The organism is Pseudomonas plecoglossicida NBRC 103162 = DSM 15088, from assembly GCF_000730665.1.
GTDB classification, from domain to species: Bacteria; Pseudomonadota; Gammaproteobacteria; order Pseudomonadales; family Pseudomonadaceae; genus Aquipseudomonas; species Aquipseudomonas plecoglossicida.
Genome location: NZ_BBIV01000009.1, coordinates 14507 through 35828, shown reverse-complemented (window position 1 = coordinate 35828; position 21322 = coordinate 14507). Strand labels below are relative to the sequence as shown.

Annotated in this window: 19 protein-coding genes; 10 read left to right on the top strand and 9 right to left on the bottom strand. The window is 62.9% G+C overall.

The window, feature by feature from the left end; translation table 11 throughout:
* Nucleotides 1–62 precede the first annotated feature (62 nt).
* From PPL01S_RS06535 to PPL01S_RS06525, 3 genes are all read left to right on the top strand, one after another.
* Nucleotides 63–755 (top strand): PA1041 family peptidoglycan-binding anchor lipoprotein, encoded by a 693-nt coding sequence (locus PPL01S_RS06535; protein WP_016395712.1) that lies wholly within the window; start codon nucleotides 63–65, stop codon nucleotides 753–755.
* 87 nt (nucleotides 756–842) lie between these two features.
* The gene (locus PPL01S_RS06530) at nucleotides 843–1556 is read left to right on the top strand and encodes a PA1041 family peptidoglycan-binding anchor lipoprotein (protein ID WP_028625441.1); all 714 of its coding nucleotides are present in this window, start codon (nucleotides 843–845) and stop codon (nucleotides 1554–1556) included.
* 20 nt (nucleotides 1557–1576) lie between these two features.
* Nucleotides 1577–1852, top strand: a complete 276-nt coding sequence (locus PPL01S_RS06525) for a DUF1145 domain-containing protein (RefSeq protein ID WP_016395714.1) — start codon at nucleotides 1577–1579, stop codon at nucleotides 1850–1852.
* Nucleotides 1853–1857: 5 nt separating this feature from the next.
* On the opposite strand, the gene PPL01S_RS06520 is transcribed toward PPL01S_RS06525, so the two are convergent.
* A complete protein-coding gene (locus tag PPL01S_RS06520; RefSeq protein ID WP_028625440.1) occupies nucleotides 1858–2322 on the bottom strand; it encodes a CopD family protein in 465 nt (154 codons plus the stop codon).
* Nucleotides 2323–2420: 98 nt separating this feature from the next.
* Here PPL01S_RS06520 and dinG point away from each other — a divergent pair, with 98 nt between their 5' ends.
* From dinG to PPL01S_RS06490, 6 genes are all read left to right on the top strand, one after another.
* Nucleotides 2421–4565, top strand: coding sequence for an ATP-dependent DNA helicase DinG (dinG, locus tag PPL01S_RS06515; protein ID WP_028625439.1), 2145 nt, complete (start codon nucleotides 2421–2423; stop codon nucleotides 4563–4565).
* A 79-nt stretch (nucleotides 4566–4644) separates the two neighbouring features.
* Nucleotides 4645–6879 (top strand): beta-galactosidase, encoded by a 2235-nt coding sequence (locus tag PPL01S_RS06510; RefSeq protein WP_028625438.1) that lies wholly within the window; start codon nucleotides 4645–4647, stop codon nucleotides 6877–6879.
* Nucleotides 6880–7019: 140 nt separating this feature from the next.
* Entirely contained in the window at nucleotides 7020–8165 is a 1146-nt protein-coding gene (locus tag PPL01S_RS06505) for an EstA family serine hydrolase (RefSeq protein ID WP_016395718.1), read from the top strand.
* A gap of 99 nt (nucleotides 8166–8264) precedes the next feature.
* Nucleotides 8265–9248 carry an OmpA family protein gene (locus PPL01S_RS06500; protein WP_016395719.1) on the top strand — a complete coding sequence of 328 codons (984 nt, stop codon included), beginning with the start codon at nucleotides 8265–8267 and terminating at the stop codon, nucleotides 9246–9248.
* Between the two features lie 19 nt (nucleotides 9249–9267).
* Nucleotides 9268–9915 (top strand): pyridoxamine 5'-phosphate oxidase, encoded by a 648-nt coding sequence (gene pdxH / locus PPL01S_RS06495; RefSeq protein WP_016395720.1) that lies wholly within the window; start codon nucleotides 9268–9270, stop codon nucleotides 9913–9915.
* 232 nt (nucleotides 9916–10147) lie between these two features.
* Nucleotides 10148–10612 (top strand): outer membrane lipoprotein, encoded by a 465-nt coding sequence (locus PPL01S_RS06490; protein ID WP_016395721.1) that lies wholly within the window; start codon nucleotides 10148–10150, stop codon nucleotides 10610–10612.
* Nucleotides 10613–10773: 161 nt separating this feature from the next.
* Here the strand turns inward: PPL01S_RS06490 and PPL01S_RS06485 are convergent, their stop codons facing one another.
* The 7 genes from PPL01S_RS06485 to PPL01S_RS06455 all read right to left on the bottom strand — a co-directional run bounded on the left by PPL01S_RS06485 (nucleotide 10774) and on the right by PPL01S_RS06455 (nucleotide 18294).
* Nucleotides 10774–12381 (bottom strand): NAD(P)/FAD-dependent oxidoreductase, encoded by a 1608-nt coding sequence (locus PPL01S_RS06485; RefSeq protein ID WP_016392165.1) that lies wholly within the window; start codon nucleotides 12379–12381, stop codon nucleotides 10774–10776.
* A 103-nt stretch (nucleotides 12382–12484) separates the two neighbouring features.
* Complete coding sequence (locus PPL01S_RS06480; RefSeq protein ID WP_016392166.1) at nucleotides 12485–13159, bottom strand: COG3650 family protein; 675 nt, start codon at nucleotides 13157–13159, stop codon at nucleotides 12485–12487.
* A 189-nt stretch (nucleotides 13160–13348) separates the two neighbouring features.
* Entirely contained in the window at nucleotides 13349–14050 is a 702-nt protein-coding gene (locus tag PPL01S_RS06475) for an ABC transporter ATP-binding protein (protein WP_016392167.1), read from the bottom strand.
* Nucleotides 14051–14818, bottom strand: coding sequence for a high-affinity branched-chain amino acid ABC transporter ATP-binding protein LivG (livG, locus tag PPL01S_RS06470; RefSeq protein WP_003254878.1), 768 nt, complete (start codon nucleotides 14816–14818; stop codon nucleotides 14051–14053).
* A complete protein-coding gene (locus tag PPL01S_RS06465) occupies nucleotides 14815–16071 on the bottom strand; it encodes a high-affinity branched-chain amino acid ABC transporter permease LivM (protein WP_016392168.1) in 1257 nt (418 codons plus the stop codon). Before PPL01S_RS06465 ends, livG begins: the two co-directional genes overlap by 4 nt.
* Nucleotides 16068–16991: a high-affinity branched-chain amino acid ABC transporter permease LivH gene (livH, locus tag PPL01S_RS06460; protein WP_008097482.1), complete on the bottom strand. Its 924-nt coding sequence runs from the start codon at nucleotides 16989–16991 to the stop codon at nucleotides 16068–16070. Before livH ends, PPL01S_RS06465 begins: the two co-directional genes overlap by 4 nt.
* A 187-nt stretch (nucleotides 16992–17178) precedes the next feature.
* Nucleotides 17179–18294, bottom strand: coding sequence for a branched-chain amino acid ABC transporter substrate-binding protein (locus PPL01S_RS06455; protein ID WP_028625437.1), 1116 nt, complete (start codon nucleotides 18292–18294; stop codon nucleotides 17179–17181).
* Between the two features lie 361 nt (nucleotides 18295–18655).
* On the opposite strand from PPL01S_RS06455, the gene PPL01S_RS06445 reads away from it, so the two are divergent.
* On the top strand, nucleotides 18656–18961 hold the full coding sequence (locus PPL01S_RS06445) for a DUF2288 domain-containing protein (protein ID WP_028625436.1): 306 nt from the start codon (nucleotides 18656–18658) through the stop codon (nucleotides 18959–18961).
* Nucleotides 18962–19221: 260 nt separating this feature from the next.
* Here the strand turns inward: PPL01S_RS06445 and PPL01S_RS06440 are convergent, their stop codons facing one another.
* Nucleotides 19222–21285 (bottom strand): hypothetical protein, encoded by a 2064-nt coding sequence (locus PPL01S_RS06440; protein ID WP_415639434.1) that lies wholly within the window; start codon nucleotides 21283–21285, stop codon nucleotides 19222–19224.
* Between the last annotated feature and the right edge of the window lie 37 nt (nucleotides 21286–21322).

Below are 21322 nucleotides of genomic sequence, written 5' to 3'. Positions count from 1 at the left end.
TTGCGCGGTCTTTACTCCCAGAGATCGGTCTTATGCCGATTCCCCCTAGGAGAAGCAACAAAATGAGCATAGTACGCACAGCGATACCCCTGGTACTGCTCACCAGTGTGTTGACTGGTTGTGCAGGTTTGCAGAAGACCGACTGGCCGAAGTGCGCTGCCGTCGGGGGCGTGACCGGTGCCGGCTTGGGCGCCATTGAAAGTTCGTCGTGGGCGGGTTGGGGCGCCTTGCTTGGCGGTGGCCTGGCAGCCGGCTACTGCTGGGCACACGGCGATGGCGACGAAGATGGCGATGGCGTGCCGGACAGCCGCGACAAGTGCCCGGGCACGCCACGCGGTGTGCAGGTCGACGCCAATGGCTGCCCGCCAGAGCCGGCGCCGGTGGTCGAGGAAGTGGTGGTTCAGAAGGAAGAAGTCATCGTCATTCGTGACGTGCACTTCGAGTTCGATTCGGCGCGCCTGACTGCAGCCGACAAGGAACGCCTCAATACCATCTCCACGCGTCTGAAACAGGAAGCGCCAAGCGCTCGCCTGAGTGTCACCGGCCATACCGACAGCGTTGGCTCCGACACCTACAACCAGAAACTGTCCGAACGTCGTGCCCACTCGGTCACCGAATACCTGATCGAAAGCGGCGTGCCACGCGCCAGCTTCGTCTCGGTGGTCGGTGCCGGCGAGACCCAGCCAGTGGCAGACAACGCCACGGCCGATGGGCGTTCGATGAACCGTCGCACCGAGATCAAGATCCAGCGTTGACGGCCTGCGCCCGCGCCTTGAGAAGTGGCGCGGGCGCGTCTTTACTCCTGTAGGCCGGTTGCGGCCAACGACACAGGAGCATTCATGATGAGTGTCATGTCAAAGGCGGCGCTGCCGTTGCTGGTGGTCACCAGTCTGCTGGCAGGCTGCGCCACCAACAGTGATGGCAGTGCGCCCCTCAATCAAAGGACCTGGCCAATCTGCAGCCTGCTGGGGGGGCTGGCAGGGGGTGGCCTTGGCGCCATCGAAAGTTCGAGCTGGGCCGCCGGTGGCGGTGCCCTGGGCGCCATTGCCGGCGGGCTGATCTGCTACGCCCAGGACGGCGACGAGGACGAGGATGGCGTGTTCGACCGCCGCGACCGTTGCCCCGACACGCCGGCCGAAACGGCGGTCGACCACATGGGCTGCCCATTGCCGCAGTACCCGCCCAGCCAGCCCGCGCCTGAGCCGCAGCCAGAGGTGATTTCCCTCGACGACCAGGGGCAGGTGATGTTCGCCTTCAACTCTGCCGACCTCACCACCGGTAGTCAGCAGCGGCTGCAAAGCCTGTTGCCGAGGTTCAACGAGTTGGGGGTGACACGCATCAAGGTGGTCGGCCATACCGACAACGTAGGGTCTGCCAGTTACAACCAGGCACTGTCCGAGCGCCGTGCGGCGAGCGTTGCCGAATACCTGATCAGCCAGGGCCTGGCACCGCAGAAGGTCACCAGCGAAGGGCGCGGGGCCAGCGAGCCGGTGGCGGAAAACGACACCGAGGAAGGTCGCGCGCACAACCGGCGGGTCGACCTGCACCTCAACTGAAAACGCGAGAGGGGCGGTAGATGAAATTCATCCTGGGCCTGGGCAAGGTCCTGACGATTGCGTTCTGGGGCGTGGTGCTGTTCAACCGGCTGATGCCGCAACCGCTGCCGTTCAATCTGTTGATCAATGCGGTGGGCATCACGCTGCTCAGCCTGCATGTGCTGGAAGTGCTGTTTTTCAACGGCAGCCTGCGTGGGCGCAGCCACCGTTGGTTCGATCGATTGCAGATCTTGCTGACGGGGATCTTCCACGTCATGTCGATACCGCGGCGGCCTGCGTCGCCGCCGCGTGGCTGACGGGGTTACATCAGCAGTCGCGAGCTGGCCACGGCCACCACCGCCAGCCCGAGCAACAGGTTGACCCCGACCATCCGCCGGATCCGGCCCAGCACGGCGGCGCCCGCCGCCCAGTCCCCGGCCTCCACCGCTGCCTTCAACTCCGGCAGCAGCAAGGCCTGGATCCGCATGAACAGCGCGAACATGGCGATGCCGCCGCCGATCATCACATGGATGTACTTGGGGGCAGCCTCGAAACCGTTGAAGCGCATGTGCAACATGCCGATACCACTTATCGCTAGAATCACCACTGCCAGCCAGACCCATCGGAAGAAGCGTCGGAAAACTTCCACCCACAAGCGCAGGCGGGCTGGCCCTTCGAGGGCTGCAACCGTTGCCGGGCGTAGCACCAGCCAGGCGAAGAACATGCCGCCGACCCACACGAGGGCGGCCAGGACATGCAGTGTGTAGGGCAAGGCAAAGGCGAGCATCTGGATCTCCATGCGGCACAAAGGGCAATAGCGGGGTATGATAGCCGCCCCATGCGAAACACTGAAAATATATCCAGCCCTCCGGGCGTCTGCAGACCATGATCAGCAACGAACTCAAAGCCACCATCCAGGGCGCCTACTCGCGTTTTCTCGAAGCCAAGAGCCTCAAGCCGCGTTATGGCCAGCGCCTGATGATCGCCGAAGTGGCCAAGGTGCTTGGCGACATAGCCTGCGACGATGAAGGCCGCCGTGCCGGCGAGCCTGCTGTCGTGGCGGTGGAGGCGGGCACCGGTACTGGCAAGACGGTGGCCTACAGCCTGGCCGCGATCCCGGCCGCCAAGGCGGCCGGCAAACGCCTGGTGATCGCCACCGCGACCGTGGCGCTGCAAGAGCAGATCGTCTTCAAGGACCTGCCCGACCTCATGCGCAGCAGTGGCCTGAACTTCAGCTTTGCCCTGGCCAAGGGCCGGGGTCGCTACCTGTGCCTGTCCAAGCTCGACATCCTGCTGCAAGAAGGCCACGCCCAGTCGGCCACCGCCCAGCTGTTCGAGGAAGAGGGCTTCCACATCGAGGTGGACGAGCGCAGCCAGAAGCTGTTCAACAGCATGATCGAAAAGCTTGCCGGCAACCGCTGGGACGGTGACCGCGACAGCTGGTCCGAGGCCCTGGAAGACCAGGACTGGGCGCGCCTGACCACCGACCACAGCCAGTGCACCGGCCGCCACTGCCCGAACTTCCAGCAGTGCGTGTTCTACAAGGCCCGCGAAGGCATGGGCAAGGTCGATGTGATCGTCACCAATCACGACATGGTCCTGGCCGACCTGGCCCTGGGCGGTGGCGCGGTGCTGCCCGACCCGCGGGACACCATGTACGTGTTCGACGAAGGCCATCACCTGCCGGACAAGGCCATCGGCCACTTTGCCCACTATTCGCGCCTGCGCTCCACCGCCGACTGGCTGGAGCAGACCGCCAAGAACCTGACCAAGCTGCTGGCCCAGCACCCCCTGCCCGGCGACCTCGGCAAGCTGATCGAACAGGTCCCGGAGCTGGCACGGGAAATCCGCACCCAGCAGCAGTTCATGTTCACCTTGTGCGAGCAAGTCGCCGACTTTCGCCCCAGCGAAGATACCGAAGGGCGCGAGCGCCCGCGTTATCGCTTCGAAGGCGGCGTGGTGACGGAGCAGATTCGCGAAATCGGCATCGAGCTGAAAAAGGGCTTTTCCCGCCTCAACGACCTGTTCACGCGCCTGGCCGACCTGCTCAAGGAAGGCATGGACGGCGAGGTCAACATTGGCATTGCCAGCCACCAGGCCGAGGAGTGGTACCCGTTGTTCGGCAGCCTGGTCACCCGGGCCCAGGGCAACTGGGAATTGTGGACCGCCTTCACCGCCGAAGATCCGGAAGACAGCCCGCCCATGGCGCGCTGGCTGACCTTGGCCGAAAGCGGGGCATTGTTCGATATCGAGGTCAACGCCAGCCCCATCCTGGCCGCGGAAATGCTGCGCCGCAGCTTGTGGAACGTGGCCCACGGCGCCCTGGTGACCTCGGCAACGCTCACCGCACTGGGCAAGTTCGATCGCTTCCGCATGCGTTCGGGCTTGCCACGCGACGCCGTCACCTGTGTGGTGCCCAGCCCGTTCGTGCATGGTGATGCCGGCCTGCTGCGAGTGCCCGACCTCAAGGCCGACCCGCGCGATGCGGCTGCTCATACTGCTGCGATCATTCGCGAGCTGCCTGCTATCGTCGAGGACGCCCGAGGCGCCCTGGTGCTGTTCTCCTCGCGCAAGCAGATGCAGGAAGTCTTCGACGGCCTGGACCGCGATTGGCGCAAGCTGGTGCTGATCCAGGGCAACCTGTCCAAGCAGGAGACGCTGAACAAGCACAAGGCGCGGGTCGACGACGGCCAGCACAGCGTGCTGTTCGGCCTGGCGAGTTTCGCTGAAGGTGTCGACTTGCCTGGGGCCTACTGCGAACACGTGGTGATCGCCAAGATCCCCTTCTCCGTACCGGATGACCCGGTCGAAGCGGCATTGGCCGAGTGGATCGAAGCCCGTGGCGGCAACCCGTTCATGGAGATTTCCGTGCCCGACGCCTCGCTGAAACTGATCCAGGCCTGCGGTCGCCTGCTGCGTACCGAACAGGACCGTGGTGTCATCACCTTGCTCGATCGGCGCCTGGTCACTCAGCGCTACGGCAAGGCTATTCTCAATGCGCTGCCGCCCTTCCGGCGGGAAATTTCCTGACGGCCGGAGCCTGTTTGCGGTCTGTTGTCCATCACTCAGTCGCGGGCTCGACAGGGCCTGCATGGAGAGCCTGAGCCCTATGATCCGTCGCACCTTGCCTGCACTACTCACCCTGTTGCTCAGCACGCCAGTGCTGGCTGGGCAACAGACGCTGTTCAGCTTCGTGCGCCCGGCGTCGGTGGTCAATGTGGCAACCGATGGCGCTGGCATGCCGCAGTACAACGCGGAGCAGACTACCGAAGGCGAGGTGTTGCGGCGCGTGGTGTTCAACCCGGTCGAGCGGCCAACCCTTCGCCTGAGCCCGCAGACCGGCGTGTGGGACTGGTCGGCCGGGCAGTTCCTCACGTTGCGACTGCAGAGTGCCATGGATTGGGCGTTGACCGTCGACGTCACGGTGCAGGGCAGCGACGGACGTACCCTGACCAGCCGCATCGACCTGCCGGCCGGGCCCGCGCAAACCGTCATGGTGCCGCTCAAGGGCGGTTCGCCCTTGAGCCAGGGCATGCGTGCCGGCCCGCCGATGCCTTGGCTGTTCGAGGGCCAGCGCCTGCTGCTGATCAGCAGCGCAGGTGAAGTCGACCTCAAGCAGGTGGTTTCGGTCAGCCTCACCATTCCTGCCCCGAAGGTGGCGCAAAACCTGCTGATCGAGAAGGTCGGCATCCAGGACGACGACCAGGCCTATCAGGCGGCGTACCGCGAGCTGATCGATGCCTATGGCCAGTCCACGCGGGGCCGCTGGCCCGAAAAGATCGTCAACGACGAACAGCTCAAGGCCGCCGATACCCGCGAGCAGCAGCAACTCAAGGGCTGGTTGCAGGAGCGCCAGAAACAGCCGTTGGACACCTACGGTGGGGTAGTGGCCGGGCCTGCGTTCGAAGCCAAGGGCTTTTTCCGCACCGAGAAACGCGATGGCCGCTGGTACCTGGTCACGCCGGATGGCCATCCGTTCTATTCGCTGGGCGTCAACGCCGTTGCCGCTGACGGCGGGCGTACCTATGTCGCAGGCCGGGAAAGCATGTTTGCTGCCTTGCCAGGCCAGAACGACGCGCTGGCCGCCTTCTATGGCGAGGGCAACAACGACGATGGCAATGCATCGTCGCGAGGGCGGGGCTTCAAGCAGGGGCGCTGGTTCGACTTCTATGCTGCCAACATCCAGCGCACCTACGGCCAGCCTTGCCAAGGCACGCAGGGGCAGCCGGCCGCCGATTGCCCACCACCCACGCTGGACAATGCCCGTTGGCAAGCCCACACGATCGACCGCCTGCTGGCCTGGGGTTTCAATACCCTGGGCAACTGGAGCGACCCGGCGCTGGGCCAGGCCAAGCGTCTGCCGTACACCTTGCCGCTGTCGATCGTCGGCGACTACGCCAGCATCAGCACCGGCATGGACTGGTGGGGCCGCATGCCCGACCCGTTCGACCCGCGTTTCGCCATGGCCACCGAGCGTGCCGTGGCCATTGCCGCCCGCGATCACCGTGACGACCCCTGGCTGATCGGCTACTTCGCCGACAACGAACTGGCCTGGGCAGCGCCCGGCAACGACCCCAAGGCGCGTTACGGTCTGGCCTATGGCACCTTGCGTCTGACCACCGATGTGCCGGCCAAGCGCGCGTTCCTCAAGCAGTTGCGCGACAAGTACCGCAACCAGGAGGGCTTGTCCAAGGCCTGGGGGATCGACCTGCAGGCCTGGGAACTGATGGAAGACCCAGGCTTCGAGGCGCCGTTGCCCAACCCCGAGCACCCGGAAATCGAGCGTGACTTCCAGCACTTCCAGCAAGTGTTCGCACAGACGTATTTCAAGACCATCGCCGACTCATTGAAATGGCATGCCCCCAACCATCTGCTGCTGGGGGGGCGCTATGCGGTGAGCACGCCGGAGGCGGTCAAGGCCTGCGCCGAGTTCTGCGATGTGCTGAGTTTCAACTTCTATACCCTCAAGCCTGAAGACGGTTATGACTTCTCCCGCCTGGCCGAACTGGACAAGCCAGTGCTGGTGTCGGAATTCCAGTTTGGCTCCCGTGACCGTGGCCCATTCTGGTCCGGGCCGTTGGAGGTGGCACGGGAAGAGGATCGCGGGCCGGCGTATGGCAACTTCCTTAAGGCAGCGATGGCCCAGCCGATGATCGTTGGCGCGCATTGGTTCCAGTTCCTTGACCAGCCTGCCAGCGGGCGTTTGCTCGATGGCGAGAACGGTCACCTGGGCCTTGTGGCGATTACCGATGTGCCCTATGCAGGGTTTGTCGAGGCGGTGCGCAAGAGTAACCTGGCGGCCGTTGGCCAGTTGCGAACGCAGCTGGAAAAACCAGCCCCTTGAGGCGGGAACAAGGGGCAGCCATGCCGGTTCCTCGGCGTGGAAATTTCCCCATGACTATCCCGACTTGCCCAGTATGCAAAACGCTCAACTACTGAAACAATGCACGCCATTTTTCAGCATGTCGTACGGAGAACAGGCGCGTGCAGATCCAGGGTCACTATGAGCTGAAGTTCGAGGCGGTGCGCGAAGCATTTGCGGCATTGTTCGATGATCCCCAGGAGCGCGGCGCGGCATTGTGCATCCAGGTAGGCGGCGAAACCGTGATCGATCTGTGGGCGGGCAGTGCTGACAAGGACGGCCAGCAAGCCTGGCACAGCGATACCATCGCCAACCTGTTCTCCTGCACCAAGACCTTCACTGCCGTAACCGCTCTGCAACTGGTGGGCGAGGGCAAGCTGGCCCTGGATGCCCCGGTGGCGCGCTACTGGCCCGAGTTCGCCCAGGCGGGCAAAGAAGGCATCACCCTTCGCCAACTGCTCAGCCACCGTGCCGGTTTGCCGGCAATTCGCCAATTGTTGCCGGCCGAGGCCTTGTATGACTGGCAGACGATGGTCGATGCCTTGGCCGCCGAAGCGCCCTGGTGGACGCCAGGTACCGAGCATGGATACGCCGCCATCACATACGGCTGGCTGATCGGCGAACTGATCCGTCGGGCTGATGGCCGCGGCCCGGGCGAATCGATCGTCGCCCGTACTGCACGCCCCCTGGGGCTGGACTTCCACGTCGGCCTTGCGGACGAAGAATTTGATCGGGTGGCGCACATCGCACGCGGCAAAGGCAACGCCGGCGATGCCGCCGCCCAGCGCCTGCTGCAGGTGACCATGCGTGAGCCGGAGGCATTGTCCACCCGTGCCTTCACCAACCCTCCGGCGATCCTAACCAGCACCAACAAGCCCGAGTGGCGTCGCATGCAGCAGCCGGCCGCCAACGGCCACGGGAATGCACGTAGCCTGGCGGGCTTCTATGCCGGTTTGCTCGACGGCAGCCTGCTGGAGTCCGAACTGCTCGACGAACTGACCCGCGAGCACAGCCTCGGCCCGGACCGTACCCTGCTGACCCAGACCCGTTTCGGCCTGGGCTGCATGCTCGACCAGCCCGACGTCGCCAATGCCACCTTCGGTCTCGGCGCCCGTGCCTTCGGACATCCAGGGGCGGGAGGCTCGGTTGGTTTCGCCGACCCTGAGCACGATGTGGCCTTCGGTTTCGTGGTCAATACCCTTGGCCCCTATGTGCTCATGGATCCAAGAGCCCAGCAGCTGGTTCGGGTCCTTGGCACATGCCTTTGATCGGGTAACTCGGGTGTTGCCTTGACCCTTTGATATCCTCAATGCCAACGCCTTGCGGTGTGTTGGTAAAAATTCTTTCTAAATCATGGTGTATCGCTGATGTCTTCACACAAATCCTTAGCACTCGCCCTGTGCCTGGCCGCCATGACCGGCTGTGCCAGCCACTCCCAGGATGCATCGAAGGGCGGCACCAGCAACTGGTGGCCCTTCGGTTCGGACAAGGTTGCCGAGCAGGAAGTGAAGCAAGCCGTCGACGAAAAGGTCGCCAAGGCCGAGGCCAAGTCGGAAAGCGACAGCCGCTGGTGGTGGCCGTTTGGCGGTGACGGCAAGCAGGCCAAAGCGGCAGCGGTACCCAAGATCGACCAGAAGGCCACCCAGGCCTGGCTTGACGAATACGAGCCGAAACTGCGCGAAGCGATCAAGGACAGCAAGCTGGAACTCGAGCGCCGCGACAACGTGCTGGTGGTCACCATCCCGGTCGACAGTTCGTACAACCCGGATCGCCCGAACATGCTGCTGCCGATGAGCCTGGGCCCGATCACCCGCGTGGCCAAGTCGGTCGAGGGCGACCCCAAGACCGCCGTTCTGGTCCTCGGCCATGCCGACACCAGTGGCGTGGCCGCTACCAACCTGAAGCTCAGCCAGGAACGCGCCGCGTCGGTTTCGGCGATCTTCCGCCTGAGCGGCCTGAAGCGTGACCGCCTGACGCTCAAGGGCATGGGTGCGGAAATGCCGCGCGCAGCCAACGACAGTGTCGAAGGCCGTGCCCTCAACCGCCGCGTGGAAATGCTGCTGACGCCGCAGAACACCATGGTTGCACTGCTGGCCAAGTACCAGCAGCCTGCCTCGGCACCGACCCCGGCGTCGATGGTCGCCGTTCAGGACGCCAAGGCGCCTGCGGCCAAGGCTGCCGAAAGCAAGCCAGCTGCCAAGGTCGCAGCCAAGCCAGCCGCGAAGAAGGCCGCGGCCAAGCCGGCTGCCAAGTCCACCGCCAAGAAAAAAACTGCGCCGGCCAAGCCTGTTGCCAAGAAGACCAGCGCCGACAAGAAAGTAGCCGCCAACAGCCCTGCGAAGACCAACTGATCGTCAAGGAAACGCAGCCATGACCCAATCCCTGGCCGATATGCGCCGCGACTACACCCGTGATGGGCTGGCGGAAGCCAAGGCCCCGGGGGAGCCGTTCGCCCTGTTCCACCAGTGGTTTGCCGATGCGGTGAAGACCGAGCAACCACCGGTGGAGGCCAATGCCATGACCCTCGCCAGCGTCGATGGCGAAGGCCGCCCCCATTGCCGCGTACTGCTGCTCAAGGGGCTCGATGAGCGTGGTTTCACCTTCTTCACCAACTATGACAGTGCCAAGGGCCAGCAGCTGCTGACCAACCCCTTCGCCGCCATGACCTTCTTCTGGCCGGCGCTGGAGCGACAGGTGCGTATCGAAGGGCGGGTGGAAAAAGTCACGGCCAAGGAGTCGGACGACTATTACCAGGTACGCCCACTGGGTAGCCGCCTGGGTGCCTGGGCTTCGCCGCAGAGCCGGGTGATTGCCGACCGTGAAGAGCTCGAAGGGCTGGTCAAGGCCACCGAGACGCGCTTTTCCGACACCCAGCCTCATTGCCCCGAGCATTGGGGGGGTTATCGCCTTCTGCCCGAGCGCATCGAGTTCTGGCAAGGGCGCGCCAGTCGCCTGCATGACCGCTTGAACTACCGCCTCGTCGAAGGGCAATGGCTGCGCGAGCGCCTGGCTCCCTGACACCTTTGGGGCCGCGTTGCGGCCCTTTCCCTATCGCGGCTGTCCGGCGCTGCGCTGTTTGCCAATCTCGATGCAGTAATCCATGGCTATCATTGGTCTGACGTCAAAGACTTGGAAGACAGCCGTGTCAGCTGTACTGGCGCTGAATGAATCTGATTTAGTTAGGCTTGCGTTGTGACAGTTGCCTGGGGGCAGCGTCTAATGTGCAACTGAATTTATGGAGACTTTACCCATGCGTAAATCTGCTTTGCTGGTGGCGACCTTCACCGCCATGTCGTTGTTGCTCGGTGGCTGCGCCTCGAGCCTGACGGGCGACAGCTACTCCCGTGATGAAGCCCGCCGCGTGCAGACCGTGCGCATGGGTACCATCGAGGCCCTGCGCCCGGTCAAGATCGAAGGCACCAAGACGCCGATCGGCAGTGGTGCCGGTGCAATCGTCGGTGGTGTAGCCGGTAGCTCCGTCGGTAGCGGTAGCGGCAGTATCGTCGCCGCCGTGATCGGTGCCGTGGCTGGCGGTTTGGCAGGTTCGGCCGCCGAAGAAGGCATGACGCGCACCCAGGGTGTGGAAATCACCGTGCGTGAAGACGACGGCAGCATGCGCGCCTACGTGCAAGCTGTGCAGGAGAACGAAGTGTTCCGCGTGGGCGAGCGTGTGCGCATCCTGACAGTCGACGGTACCAGTCGCGTTGCTCACTGATAGCCGCCGATAAACAAAACCCCGACCGGGCCTGGCCCGTTCGGGGTTTTTTGTTGTCTGTCCTGGCCCTGTCGCCGGCAAGCCGGCTCCCACAGTGAGAGCATCTCAATACCTGTGGGAGCCGGCTCGCCGGCGATGAGGCCGGGGCAGGCGATACTGCTTTACAGCCCGAGCATATCTCGCGCCACGGCCTCGGCAATGCGAATCCCATCGACCCCAGCCGAAAGAATGCCCCCGGCATACCCGGCACCTTCACCGGCCGGGAACAGCCCCTTGAGGTTCAGGCTCTGGTAATCCGCGCCGCGGGTAATGCGCAGCGGCGAAGAAGTGCGTGTCTCGATGCCGGTCAGCACCGCGTCATGCAGGTTGTAGCCCTTGATCTGCCGATCGAAAGCCGGCAGCGCCTCGCGGATCGCCTCGATGGCGAAGTCCGGCAGGCTGGGGGCGAGGTCGCCCAGGGTCACGCCCGGCTTGTACGACGGCTCGACGCTGCCCAGGGCGGTAGACGGCTTGCCGGCAACGAAATCACCTACCAGCTGTGCCGGTGCCTGGTAGTTGCTGCCGCCCATCACATAGGCGTGGGCTTCCAGGCGCTCCTGCAGCTCGATACCTGCCAGCGGGCCACCCGGGTAGTCGCGCTCGGGGTCGATACCCACCACGATGCCGGAGTTGGCGTTGCGCTCGTTGCGCGAGTACTGGCTCATGCCGTTGGTCACCACCCGGCCCGGCTCGCTGGTGGCAGCGACCACGGTGCCGCCTGGGCACATGCAGAAGCTGTAGACCGAGCGGCCGTTCTTGGCGTGGTAGACCAGCTTGTAGTCGGCCGCACCGAGTTTCGGGTGGCCGGCATATTTGCCCAGGCGTGCCTTGTCGATCAGGGTTTGCGGGTGTTCGATACGGAAACCGACGGAGAACGGCTTGGCCTCCATGTACACGCCCTTGGCGTGGAGCATGCGGAACGTGTCGCGGGCGCTGTGGCCCAGGGCCAGGACCACATGGCGCGAGTGCAGCTGTTCGCCGCTCTCCAGCACCACACCGGTCAGTTGGCCATCTTCCAGCAACAGGTCGGTGACCTTCTCCTGGAAACGCACTTCGGCACCCAGGGCGATCATGTCCTGGCGCATCTGCTCGACCATGCCGGTCAGGCGGAAGGTACCGATGTGGGGTTTGTTGATGTACAGGATCTCTTCAGGTGCGCCAGCCTTGACGAACTCTTCCAGGACCTTGCGACCATGGTGCTGCGGGTCCTTGATCTGGCTGTACAGCTTGCCGTCGGAGAAGGTCCCGGCGCCGCCTTCGCCGAACTGCACGTTGGACTCTGGGTTGAGCACGCTCTTGCGCCATAGGCCCCAGGTGTCCTTGGTGCGCTGGCGTACTTCCTTGCCGCGTTCGAGAACGATCGGCTTGAAGCCCATCTGCGCCAGCAGCAGGCCGGCGAAGATGCCGCAAGGGCCGAAGCCGACCACGATCGGGCGCTCCTGCAAGCCTTGCGGCGCATGGCCGACGAACTTGTAGCTGACGTCCGGCGCGACACCGATGTTGCGGTCATCGGCGAACTTGCTCAGCAGCTCGGCTTCGTTGCTCGCTTCAAGGTCGATGGTGTAGATGAACAGCAGTTCGCTGTTCTTCTTGCGCGCATCATAACTGCGCTTGAACAGGTTGAAGCTGAGCAGTTGCTCGTCACGGATGCCCAGGCGCTCGACGATGGCCTCGCGCAGCGCTTCGTCGGGGTGGTCCAGGGGCAGCTTCAGTTCGGTGATTCGTAGCATGGCAGGGTCCAGTATCCCGGCCATGGGCGGCCGGCGGCTTTACACAAACCGCCAAGTATAAGCTGTTCACCGCCTCGACTGGCAGGTTAAAAGCGCCCGGCGATCAGTTGTCGCGTGCACCGCCGTAGTAGCCGCAGCCTTTGAGGGTCTGGCCATCGATACGCAGTTCGGCGCGCAGGTGGCGCACGGCGCCGGTGGCACTGTCGGTGCAACGCTGCGGTGCGACCCACAGTTCCACGTGCTGGCCGTTGGCCTCGCTGGTCAGGGTCAGGCCGCCGCCAGGGACTTCTTCTTCAAGGAAGGGCAGTGGCAGTGGCTCTTTGCCAACACGGTTGAGCACCATGCCTTTGCCGCTGGCCTTGATGTCCCACTCCGGCTCATGGCCGCCGGCGCGCAGGGTCAGCTGCTTGAAGTTGGGGTCGTCGCAGGCGCGGGTGGACGGTTCCAGGCGGTACAGGCGGCTGACTTCGAGCTGGCCATCGTTGGTGGCCTGCTTGCTGCCGGTGAGGCGGCCGCGCACGTCGGCGAAGAGCTTGTCGTTGGCGTCGTCGGCCAGGTTGGCGGCTTCCTGCAGGATGGCGGTGGAGCCGGCGTCGCTGACCACGAAGTGACGGGCCTCGCCGCACGGCTTGAACAGCAGCTGGCCGCCGCCTGCGCTGAGTTCGCCCTGCATGCGCGTGGTGCCGATGTTCGGGTCGCGTGGCTGCTCGGCCAGCAGCTGGCAGCCGGCGAACAGGGGCAGCAGGGCGGTGAGCAGCAGGGAAGGGGTGAGGCGCATGGAACAGGCTCCGGAATCTTTTGCCAAAGAGCCGGCCACGTTACTCAGGCTGGGCCAGGTTAACAAGGGTATCTGCACTGGCCCTGTCGCCGGCAAGCCGGCTCCTACAGGTACAGTGCAAGCCTTGGGCCAGCACAGGCGATGGATTCCTTGCAGGCAGAAAAAAGGGCCCGTAGGCCCTTTCCTCAATCAACCACCCAGGTATGCGTCGCGCACTTTCGGATCGGTCAGCAAGGCTTCACCCGTGCCTTGCATCACCACCCGGCCATTCTCCAGCACATAGGCCCGGTCGGCGATCTTCAGCGCCTGGTTGGCGTTCTGCTCCACCAGGAACACCGTCACGCCATCGCGGCGCAGTTGCTCGATGATGTCGAAGATCTGCTGGATGATGATTGGCGCCAGGCCCAGCGATGGCTCGTCGAGCAGCAACAGCTTGGGCTTGCTCATCAGCGCCCGGCCGATGGCCAGCATCTGCTGCTCGCCGCCGGACATGGTGCCGCCACGCTGAATGTAACGCTCCTTCAGACGCGGGAACAGGTGCAGGACTTTGTCCAGCTGCTCCTGGTAGTCACCCTTGTCGGTGAAGAAACCGCCCATGGCCAGGTTTTCCTCGACAGTCAGGCGTGCGAACACGCGGCGGCCTTCGGGCACGACCGCGATGCTCTTGCGCATGATGTGCGAGGATGGCTGGCCGACCAGCTCTTCGCCCAGGTACTTGATGCTGCCACTGTGCGCCTGCGGCGAGCCGCACAGGGTCATCAGCAAGGTCGACTTGCCGGCACCGTTGGCGCCGATCAGGGTGACGATCTCGCCCTGGTTGATCTCCACGTTGACGCTGTGCAGCGCCTGGATCTTGCCGTAGAAGGTGGAAACGTTCTCGAACTTCAGCATTTACGCTTCCCCCAGGTAGGCTTTGATCACGTCAGGGTTGTCGCGGATCTCCTCCGGTGTGCCGTGGGCCAGGGGCGTGCCCTGGTTGATCACGACGATATGGTCGGAAATGCTCATCACCAGCTTCATGTCGTGCTCGATCAGCAGCACGGTGACGTTGTGCGACTCGCGCAGGTAGGCGATCAGCGCCTTGAGGTCCTCGGTTTCCTTGGGGTTCAGGCCGGCTGCCGGTTCGTCGAGCATGATGATGCGTGGCTGGGTCATCATGCAGCGGGCGATTTCCAGGCGGCGCTGCTGGCCGTAGGCGAGGGTGCCGGCGGTACGGTTGGCGAACTCGGTCAGGTTGACCTTCTCCAGCCAGTACTGCGCACGCTCCATGGCCTCCTTCTCGCTGCGGCGGAAGCTCGGAGTCTTGAACAGGCCGGCGAAGAAGTTGGTGTTGAGGTGGCGGTGCTGGGCGATCAGCAGGTTTTCCAGCGCGGTCATTTCCTTGAACAGGCGAACGTTCTGGAAGGTCCGGACCACGCCCTTGCGGGCGATCTGGTGGCCGGCCAGGCCCTGGATCGGCTGGCCGTCGAGCAGGATGGTGCCGCCGCTGGGCTTGTAGAAGCCGGTCAGGCAGTTGAACACGGTGGTCTTGCCAGCGCCGTTCGGGCCGATCAGCGCCACCACCTGTTTTTCCTTGACGGTCAGGGCCACGCCGTTGACCGCCAACAAGCCGCCGAAGCGCATGCTCAGGCCGCTGACTTGCAGAATTTCGCGGCTCATCGACGCAGCTCCATGTGTGGACGTTGCATAGGCAGCAGGCCTTGCGGACGCCAGATCATCATCAACACCATCAGCGCACCGAACATCAGCATCCGGTACTCGCTGAACTCACGCATCAGCTCCGGCAGCAGGATCATCACGATGGCCGCGAGGATCACGCCCAGTTGTGAGCCCATGCCGCCGAGCACGACGATGGCGAGGATGATGGCCGACTCGATGAAGGTGAACGACTCAGGTGTCACCAAACCCTGACGCGCGGCGAAGAAGCTGCCGGCAAAGCCTGCGAAGCAGGCGCCCAGGGTGAACGCCGAGAGCTTGATTACGGTCGGGTTCAGGCCCAGCGCGCGGCAGGCGATCTCGTCTTCACGCAGCGCTTCCCAGGCACGGCCGATCGGCATGCGCAGCAGGCGGTTGATGACGAACAGGGCCAGCAGGGCCAGCAGCAGGGCCACCAGGTAGAGGAAGATGACCTTGTTGATCGAGTTGTATTCCAGCCCGAAGAACTCGTGGAAGGTCTGCATCCCCTCGGCCGCACGGCGTTCGAAGGTCAGGCCGAAGAACTCCGGCTTGGGGATGTTGCTGATGCCGTTCGGGCCGCCGGTCCAGTCGGTGAGGTTACGCAGGAACAGGCGGATGATCTCGCCGAAGCCGAGCGTCACGATCGCCAGGTAGTCACCGCGCAGGCGCAGCACCGGGAAGCCGAGCAGGAAGCCGAAGGTGGCGGCCATCAGGCCGGCGATCGGCAGGCAGACCCAGAAACTCCAACCCAGGTAGTGCGAGAGCATCGCGTAGCTGTAGGCGCCTACGGCATAGAAGCCCACGTAGCCCAGGTCGAGCAGGCCGGCGAGACCGACCACGATGTTCAGGCCCAGGCCCAGCAGCACGTAGATCAGGATCAGCGTGGCGATGTCGACCGCGCCGCGTGAACCGAAGAACGGCCACACCAGTGCCGCGAGGATCAGGCCGAGGATCACGTAGCGCTGCGTCCTGGGCAGGGTCAGGTAGTTGCTGACAGCCGGCGGGATCAGCTTGCGGTCCGAACGACGGCCCATCACCGAGCTCCACTGCTTGTCGAACAGCACGCGCAGGAACATCAGTACCGAGCACACGGCGATGATGCTGATGGTGAAGGAGCCCTGGCTATGCACGACCAGGCTGATGCCGTCGATGCTCAGTTTCAGACCCAGCACCGGGAAGGCCACGGCCCAGACCAGCAGGGCGGCGAAGAACGCCTGTTTGAGATTTCTGTTCATACTTTTTCAACCTCCGGGCGGCCCAGGATGCCGGTCGGCCGGAATAGCAGGACAAGAACCAACAAGCCGAATGCCACCACGTCCTTGTACTGGTCGCCGAAGATATCGGCGCCGAAGGCTTCGGCCACGCCCAGCACCAGCCCGCCGAGCATCGCGCCCGGAATGCTGCCGATGCCACCCAGTACCGCTGCGGTGAAGGCCTTCAGGCCCACCAGGAAACCGGCATTGGGGTTGATGACCCCGTACTGCATGCTCAGCAGCACGGCCGCCACGGCCGCCAGCGCAGCACCGATGACGAAGGTCAGGGCGATGATGTTGTTGGTGTTGATGCCCAGCAGGTTGGCCATCTTGATGTCCTCGGCGCAGGCGCGGCAGGCGCGCCCCAGGCGGGAACGGGAGATGAACAGGGTGAGCAGGGTCATGGCCACCAGGGTGACCACGAACACCAGGATCTGCATGTAGCTGATCAGGACTTCTTCAGCACCGCCTGGTCCGAAGGAGAAGCTCCCGGGGATCAGGTTGGGGATGGATTTGTCCTTGGAGTCCTGCGACAGCAAGACAGTGTTCTGCAGGAAGATCGACATGCCGATGGCGGAAATCAGCGGGATCAGACGGTTGCTGTTGCGCAGTGGGCGGTAGGCAACCCGTTCGATGCTGTAGCCATAGGCACTGGTGACGAAGATCGTCGCGACGAAGGCAACGGTCATCAGGATAGGCAGCGAATGGATACCCATCATGGCCAGGCCCGCCAGGGCGATGAAGGCCACATAGGAACCGATCATGTACACCTCGCCATGGGCGAAGTTGATCATGCCAATGATGCCGTACACCATCGTGTAGCCGATGGCGATCAAGGCATAGGTGCTGCCGATGGTCAATCCATTAACCAATTGTTGGAAGAAATGGTAGATCTCAGGCATTACAGCGCTCCTAAAAACCTGATTTGCATTTCGCCGGCCGGGTGACGGCCAGGAAACCGCGGATGACGGTTTTAAGATTTTCAGGTGAACCCGCTGCCGGATCGCGGCAATCGAGCTCATGAACCTCGTAAAACAAAGCCCACTGCTCGCACAGTGGGCTCTTACGGTCAGCTATTTAGTCACGCAGTTACTGAGGGGAAACTTCGGTCTTCGGCTTGCCGAAGTGCCATTCGTAGACCACGAACTTGAAGTCTTTCAGGTCGCCTTTCTCGTCATACGACAGGGTGCCGGTCGGAGTCTTGAAGGAACCGGCGTGGATGGCGGCTGCCACTTTGTCGGTGTCTTCGGACTTGGCCGCTTCGATACCCTTGGCGATCAGTTCCACGGCGGAGTAGGCCGGGAACACGAACGGACCGCTCGGGTCCTTGCCGTCGGCCTTGATGGCGTCGACGATTGCCTTGTTTTCAGGATCGGCATCGAACGACTTCGGCAGGGTGACCAGCAGGCCTTCGGAGGCGTTCTGGGCGATCTGCGAGATGGAGTCGTTACCCACGCCTTCCGGGCCCATGAACTTGGCTTTCAGGCCTTTTTCCTGAGCCTGGCGCAGGATCAGGCCCAGCTCCGGGTGGTAGCCGCCGTAGTAGACGAAGTCGACGTTGTTCTGCTTGAGCTTCTGGATGATCGAGGAGAAGTCCTTGTCACCGGCGTTGAGGCCTTCGAACACGGCAACCTTGGTGCCCTTCTTCTCGAGGGTCTGCTTGACCGCGGTGGCGATGCCTTCACCGTATTGCTGCTTGTCGTGCAGCACGGCGACGACCTTCGGCTTGACATGGTCGGCGATGTAGTTGCCGGCGGCCGGGCCCTGGGCGCTGTCCAGGCCGATGGTGCGGAAGATCAGCTTGTAGCCACGGGCGGTGATTTCCGGGCTGGTGGCAGCCGGGGTGATCATGATCACGCCTTCGTCTTCGTAGATGTCGGACGCTGGCTGGGTGGAGCTGGAGCACAGGTGGCCGATGACGAACTTGACGCCGTCGTTGACCACTTTGTTGGCGACCGCCACGGCCTGTTTAGGGTCGCACGCGTCGTCGTATTCCTTGGCTTCGAGCATCTTGCCATCGACGCCGCCCTTGGCGTTGATGTCCTTGATGGCCTGTTTCGCGCCGATGAACTGCATGTCGCCGTACTGGGTCACTGGACCGGTCTTGGGACCTGCGATACCGATCTTGATGGAATCGGCGGCAAACGAATGGCTGGCTACCCCGGCCAGTACCATTGCAGCGAACAGCTTGGAAATCTTGATCATAGTGCTCCACTCATTCTGTTGTAATTCTTATAGTCCTGGCGGCCAGGGCTACAGACCGGGCGGGATATGCGGCATGGCCACGCCACACTGCATGCCCACCTTCCCCCGGAACTTGTCCCGGAACTGTACCGGTACAGTGTAGAGCGCTGTTCGCGCGCTTGAAAAGCGGGCTAAAAGCGCCTGGTTCAAGGGTTGTCGCTTGATCGACACAAAGATACAGAAAAGCGCCATCAATTTGCCTGTACCTACGGCCCCACCCCACACGTTCGGGGCCAATCGACCAAATTACGTATTTGAAACCGGGTTTTTCTGCAAAAATGCGGGCCTTTTTTCATTGACCGATTTTTACGGGTACGAACCCATGACTGATCAAACAAGCACCCTCTATGCCAAATTGCTTGGCGAGACTTCGACTATCGAGTGGAAAGCTTTGGAGCGTTTCTGGGCCAAGGGTGACCTGATTTGGGTCGACCCTGCTCTCGACCTGATCGAGGTTGCCGCGGCGATGGCCGAGAATCGCAGCGAGATCTTCGCTAAGTGGCGTAGTGATGGCACTGTCGGACCGGTCAGTGCCGAGCAGGCGCTCGACCTGCAAAGCCGCGATCCAGAGATCTGGGCGGTGGTGGTTTCGCCGTTCATCGTGATTCAGGTCAAACAAGCGCGATAGTGATGCTCTGTTTTAGTGGGTGAAATTACACAACCGCCCCATGCTGGTGCTCATTGACGCTCACGTAAGGTAGGGGTTGGTAACAGTGGCGGGTCGATTCGGCGCTGCGGTAACAGTTTACGGGATGCGTAATGGGGCCGCCTTGCGGCCCCTATCGCCGGCAAGCCGGCTCCCACAGTCAAAGTGAAAGAGCCAGCAACAGCGCAATCGCTGTGGGAGCTGGCTTGCCAGCGATAGGGCGGCAGAGCAGCCCTCTGGGGTCAGTAATCAACCCGCCCGGTATGGCTGTTCAGCGAAATCACCCGGGTCTTGCCGATGCGGTGGCGGAAGATCTCGCGCAGGTACTTCACGGCCTTCTTCACGCATTCGCGCGACAGGCGAATATCGTTGATCGACACGAAGCGGCTCTTGTCGTTGATCAGCTCGCGATACTTCTTCTCGTACATCGGCTTGATCGCGTACCAGTTGGTGTCGAGGATCTTCGCCGGGTTCTCGAACTCGCTGAGCAGGTCATCGATACGCTTCTCCTCGAAATGCTCGCTGGTGATGAACTCGAGGATTGCATTGTCCAGGGTGTCATCGAAACGGTACGGGGTTCGGGCGAAGCAGCGCTTGATGAAGGCCACGATCAAGGTCAGGAAGTCGTCCGACAGGCACGGGCTCTTGGCGATCAGGGTGGTCAGCGACAGGTTGGCCGAGGCGCCGATCACCAGCGCATAGCGCTTGAGCGTGGTGTTGGGAAACAAGCTGTTGAGGTGGGTCTTGAGCCGGTTGAGGTCCATGTACGACAGCTTGTAGTCCTTGGGCAGCGACACGATCGATACCACCGACGAGCAGTTCTTGAAGAAGTGCAGGTCATGCAGCGCAGCGGCGTCGTAGCCTGAGGCCTGGTATTGCTCCAGGGCGGCGCGGTAGCGGCGCGACTCGATCGGCAACAGGCTGATGCCCTCGATGGCCTGGGTCTGCTTGTTGAAGTGGGGCAGGTCGATGGAGCGGAAGAACAGGTCATCGATGTCCAGCCGCGGGCTTTCGCGTTCGAACACCTTGAACTTGTCCGACCCCTGCGCGGGCAATTCGGGCACCACCGATTCGGCATAGGCAATCGCTACCGGGCCGGCCAGGCTCATGAACAGGTCGTTGGCGTCCAGCCGGATGGTTTCGCCGATGTCGATGCCGGCGCGGCGGAAGTAGTTCTGGTCGTAGTCGGTGGTCACCGCCTGGGCAGTGAGGATGTTGAAGATCTGTTGGGAAATGTACTGGTTGGCGTGCTTCTCCATGGCATTGACGTCGATGTTGTGGATGGTGCCGTCATCGCTCTCTTCGGCGTAACGCATGATGTCGTTGGAGATCAGCATCATTGCGTTCCACGGGCGGATGCGGCCCATCACGCTGGCCTCACTGCTGTCCTCGTTGTCGAAGTTATAGGAGAAGTCCCATTCTTCAGACAGGTATTTGCACAAAAGCCGGCCGGCATTGATGTGCAAGGCTTCGGACATTTCGCTGCGATGGTCCGAAGCATTTGGCAGCACGCAGATACCGCTGGTGAAAATCGGCTCGAAGACGAACGAATGCCCGCTCTTGCCGTCGTTCTCGTCGGCCGGCTTGGTGTCGAAGGTCTTGTTCATGTACGAGTACTGCTGGGCCAGGCCGAACTCCGAAGCCATGCCTGAACCGGTGCCGCCACCGGCACTGAAGATGTAGAAGTACAGCCGTGACTGGTTGGCCTTGATGCCGCAGGAGTCGATCAGGTAGGAGTGGATCAGCTTCCAGTCGGCACTGGAGAAACGCTGGGTGTCCTTGTTGAGGATGATCTTGGCCAGGTACTGGCCGAGAATCGGCGCGTTGCCAGCACCGCCTGCGTGGACCTCGGACAAGTCCATGATCTTCATCTTGCTGTAGTCGCGCAGGAATTCACCGCGCTCGCCCTTGTGCGAGAAGCGAATGCGGCCGGCGATGTCCTTGTCCAGGTCGCCGAGCATCACCAGCGGCTCGACCAGAAATACCGGCTTGACGCCCTTGTTCTGCACCAGGCGCAGGTTCTGGCGAATCCAGCGAGCGGGGCTGTAGCCCGACTCGCCCTTGAAACGGTCTTCGTTGTTGAACTCGTTGAGGAAGAAGGTGCGGGCGTTGTAGACCAACTCGGCCACGTCCAGGGCGATGTTCGAGCCGCAGCGGCCCAGGCCGATCAGGCATACCGACGGGAACTGCTGCTCCAGGCGCAGTTGGTCGTCGTCCTCGATGTGCAGGTTCCTGGGGAACACGAGGTCGCGCAGGCCGTCGAGATTGTCGAGGATGCGCTGGATGTCCTGCTCGGTGAAGTACATGTACTGCTGTGCCGGTGGGCTGCGCGTCGGCTGCGTG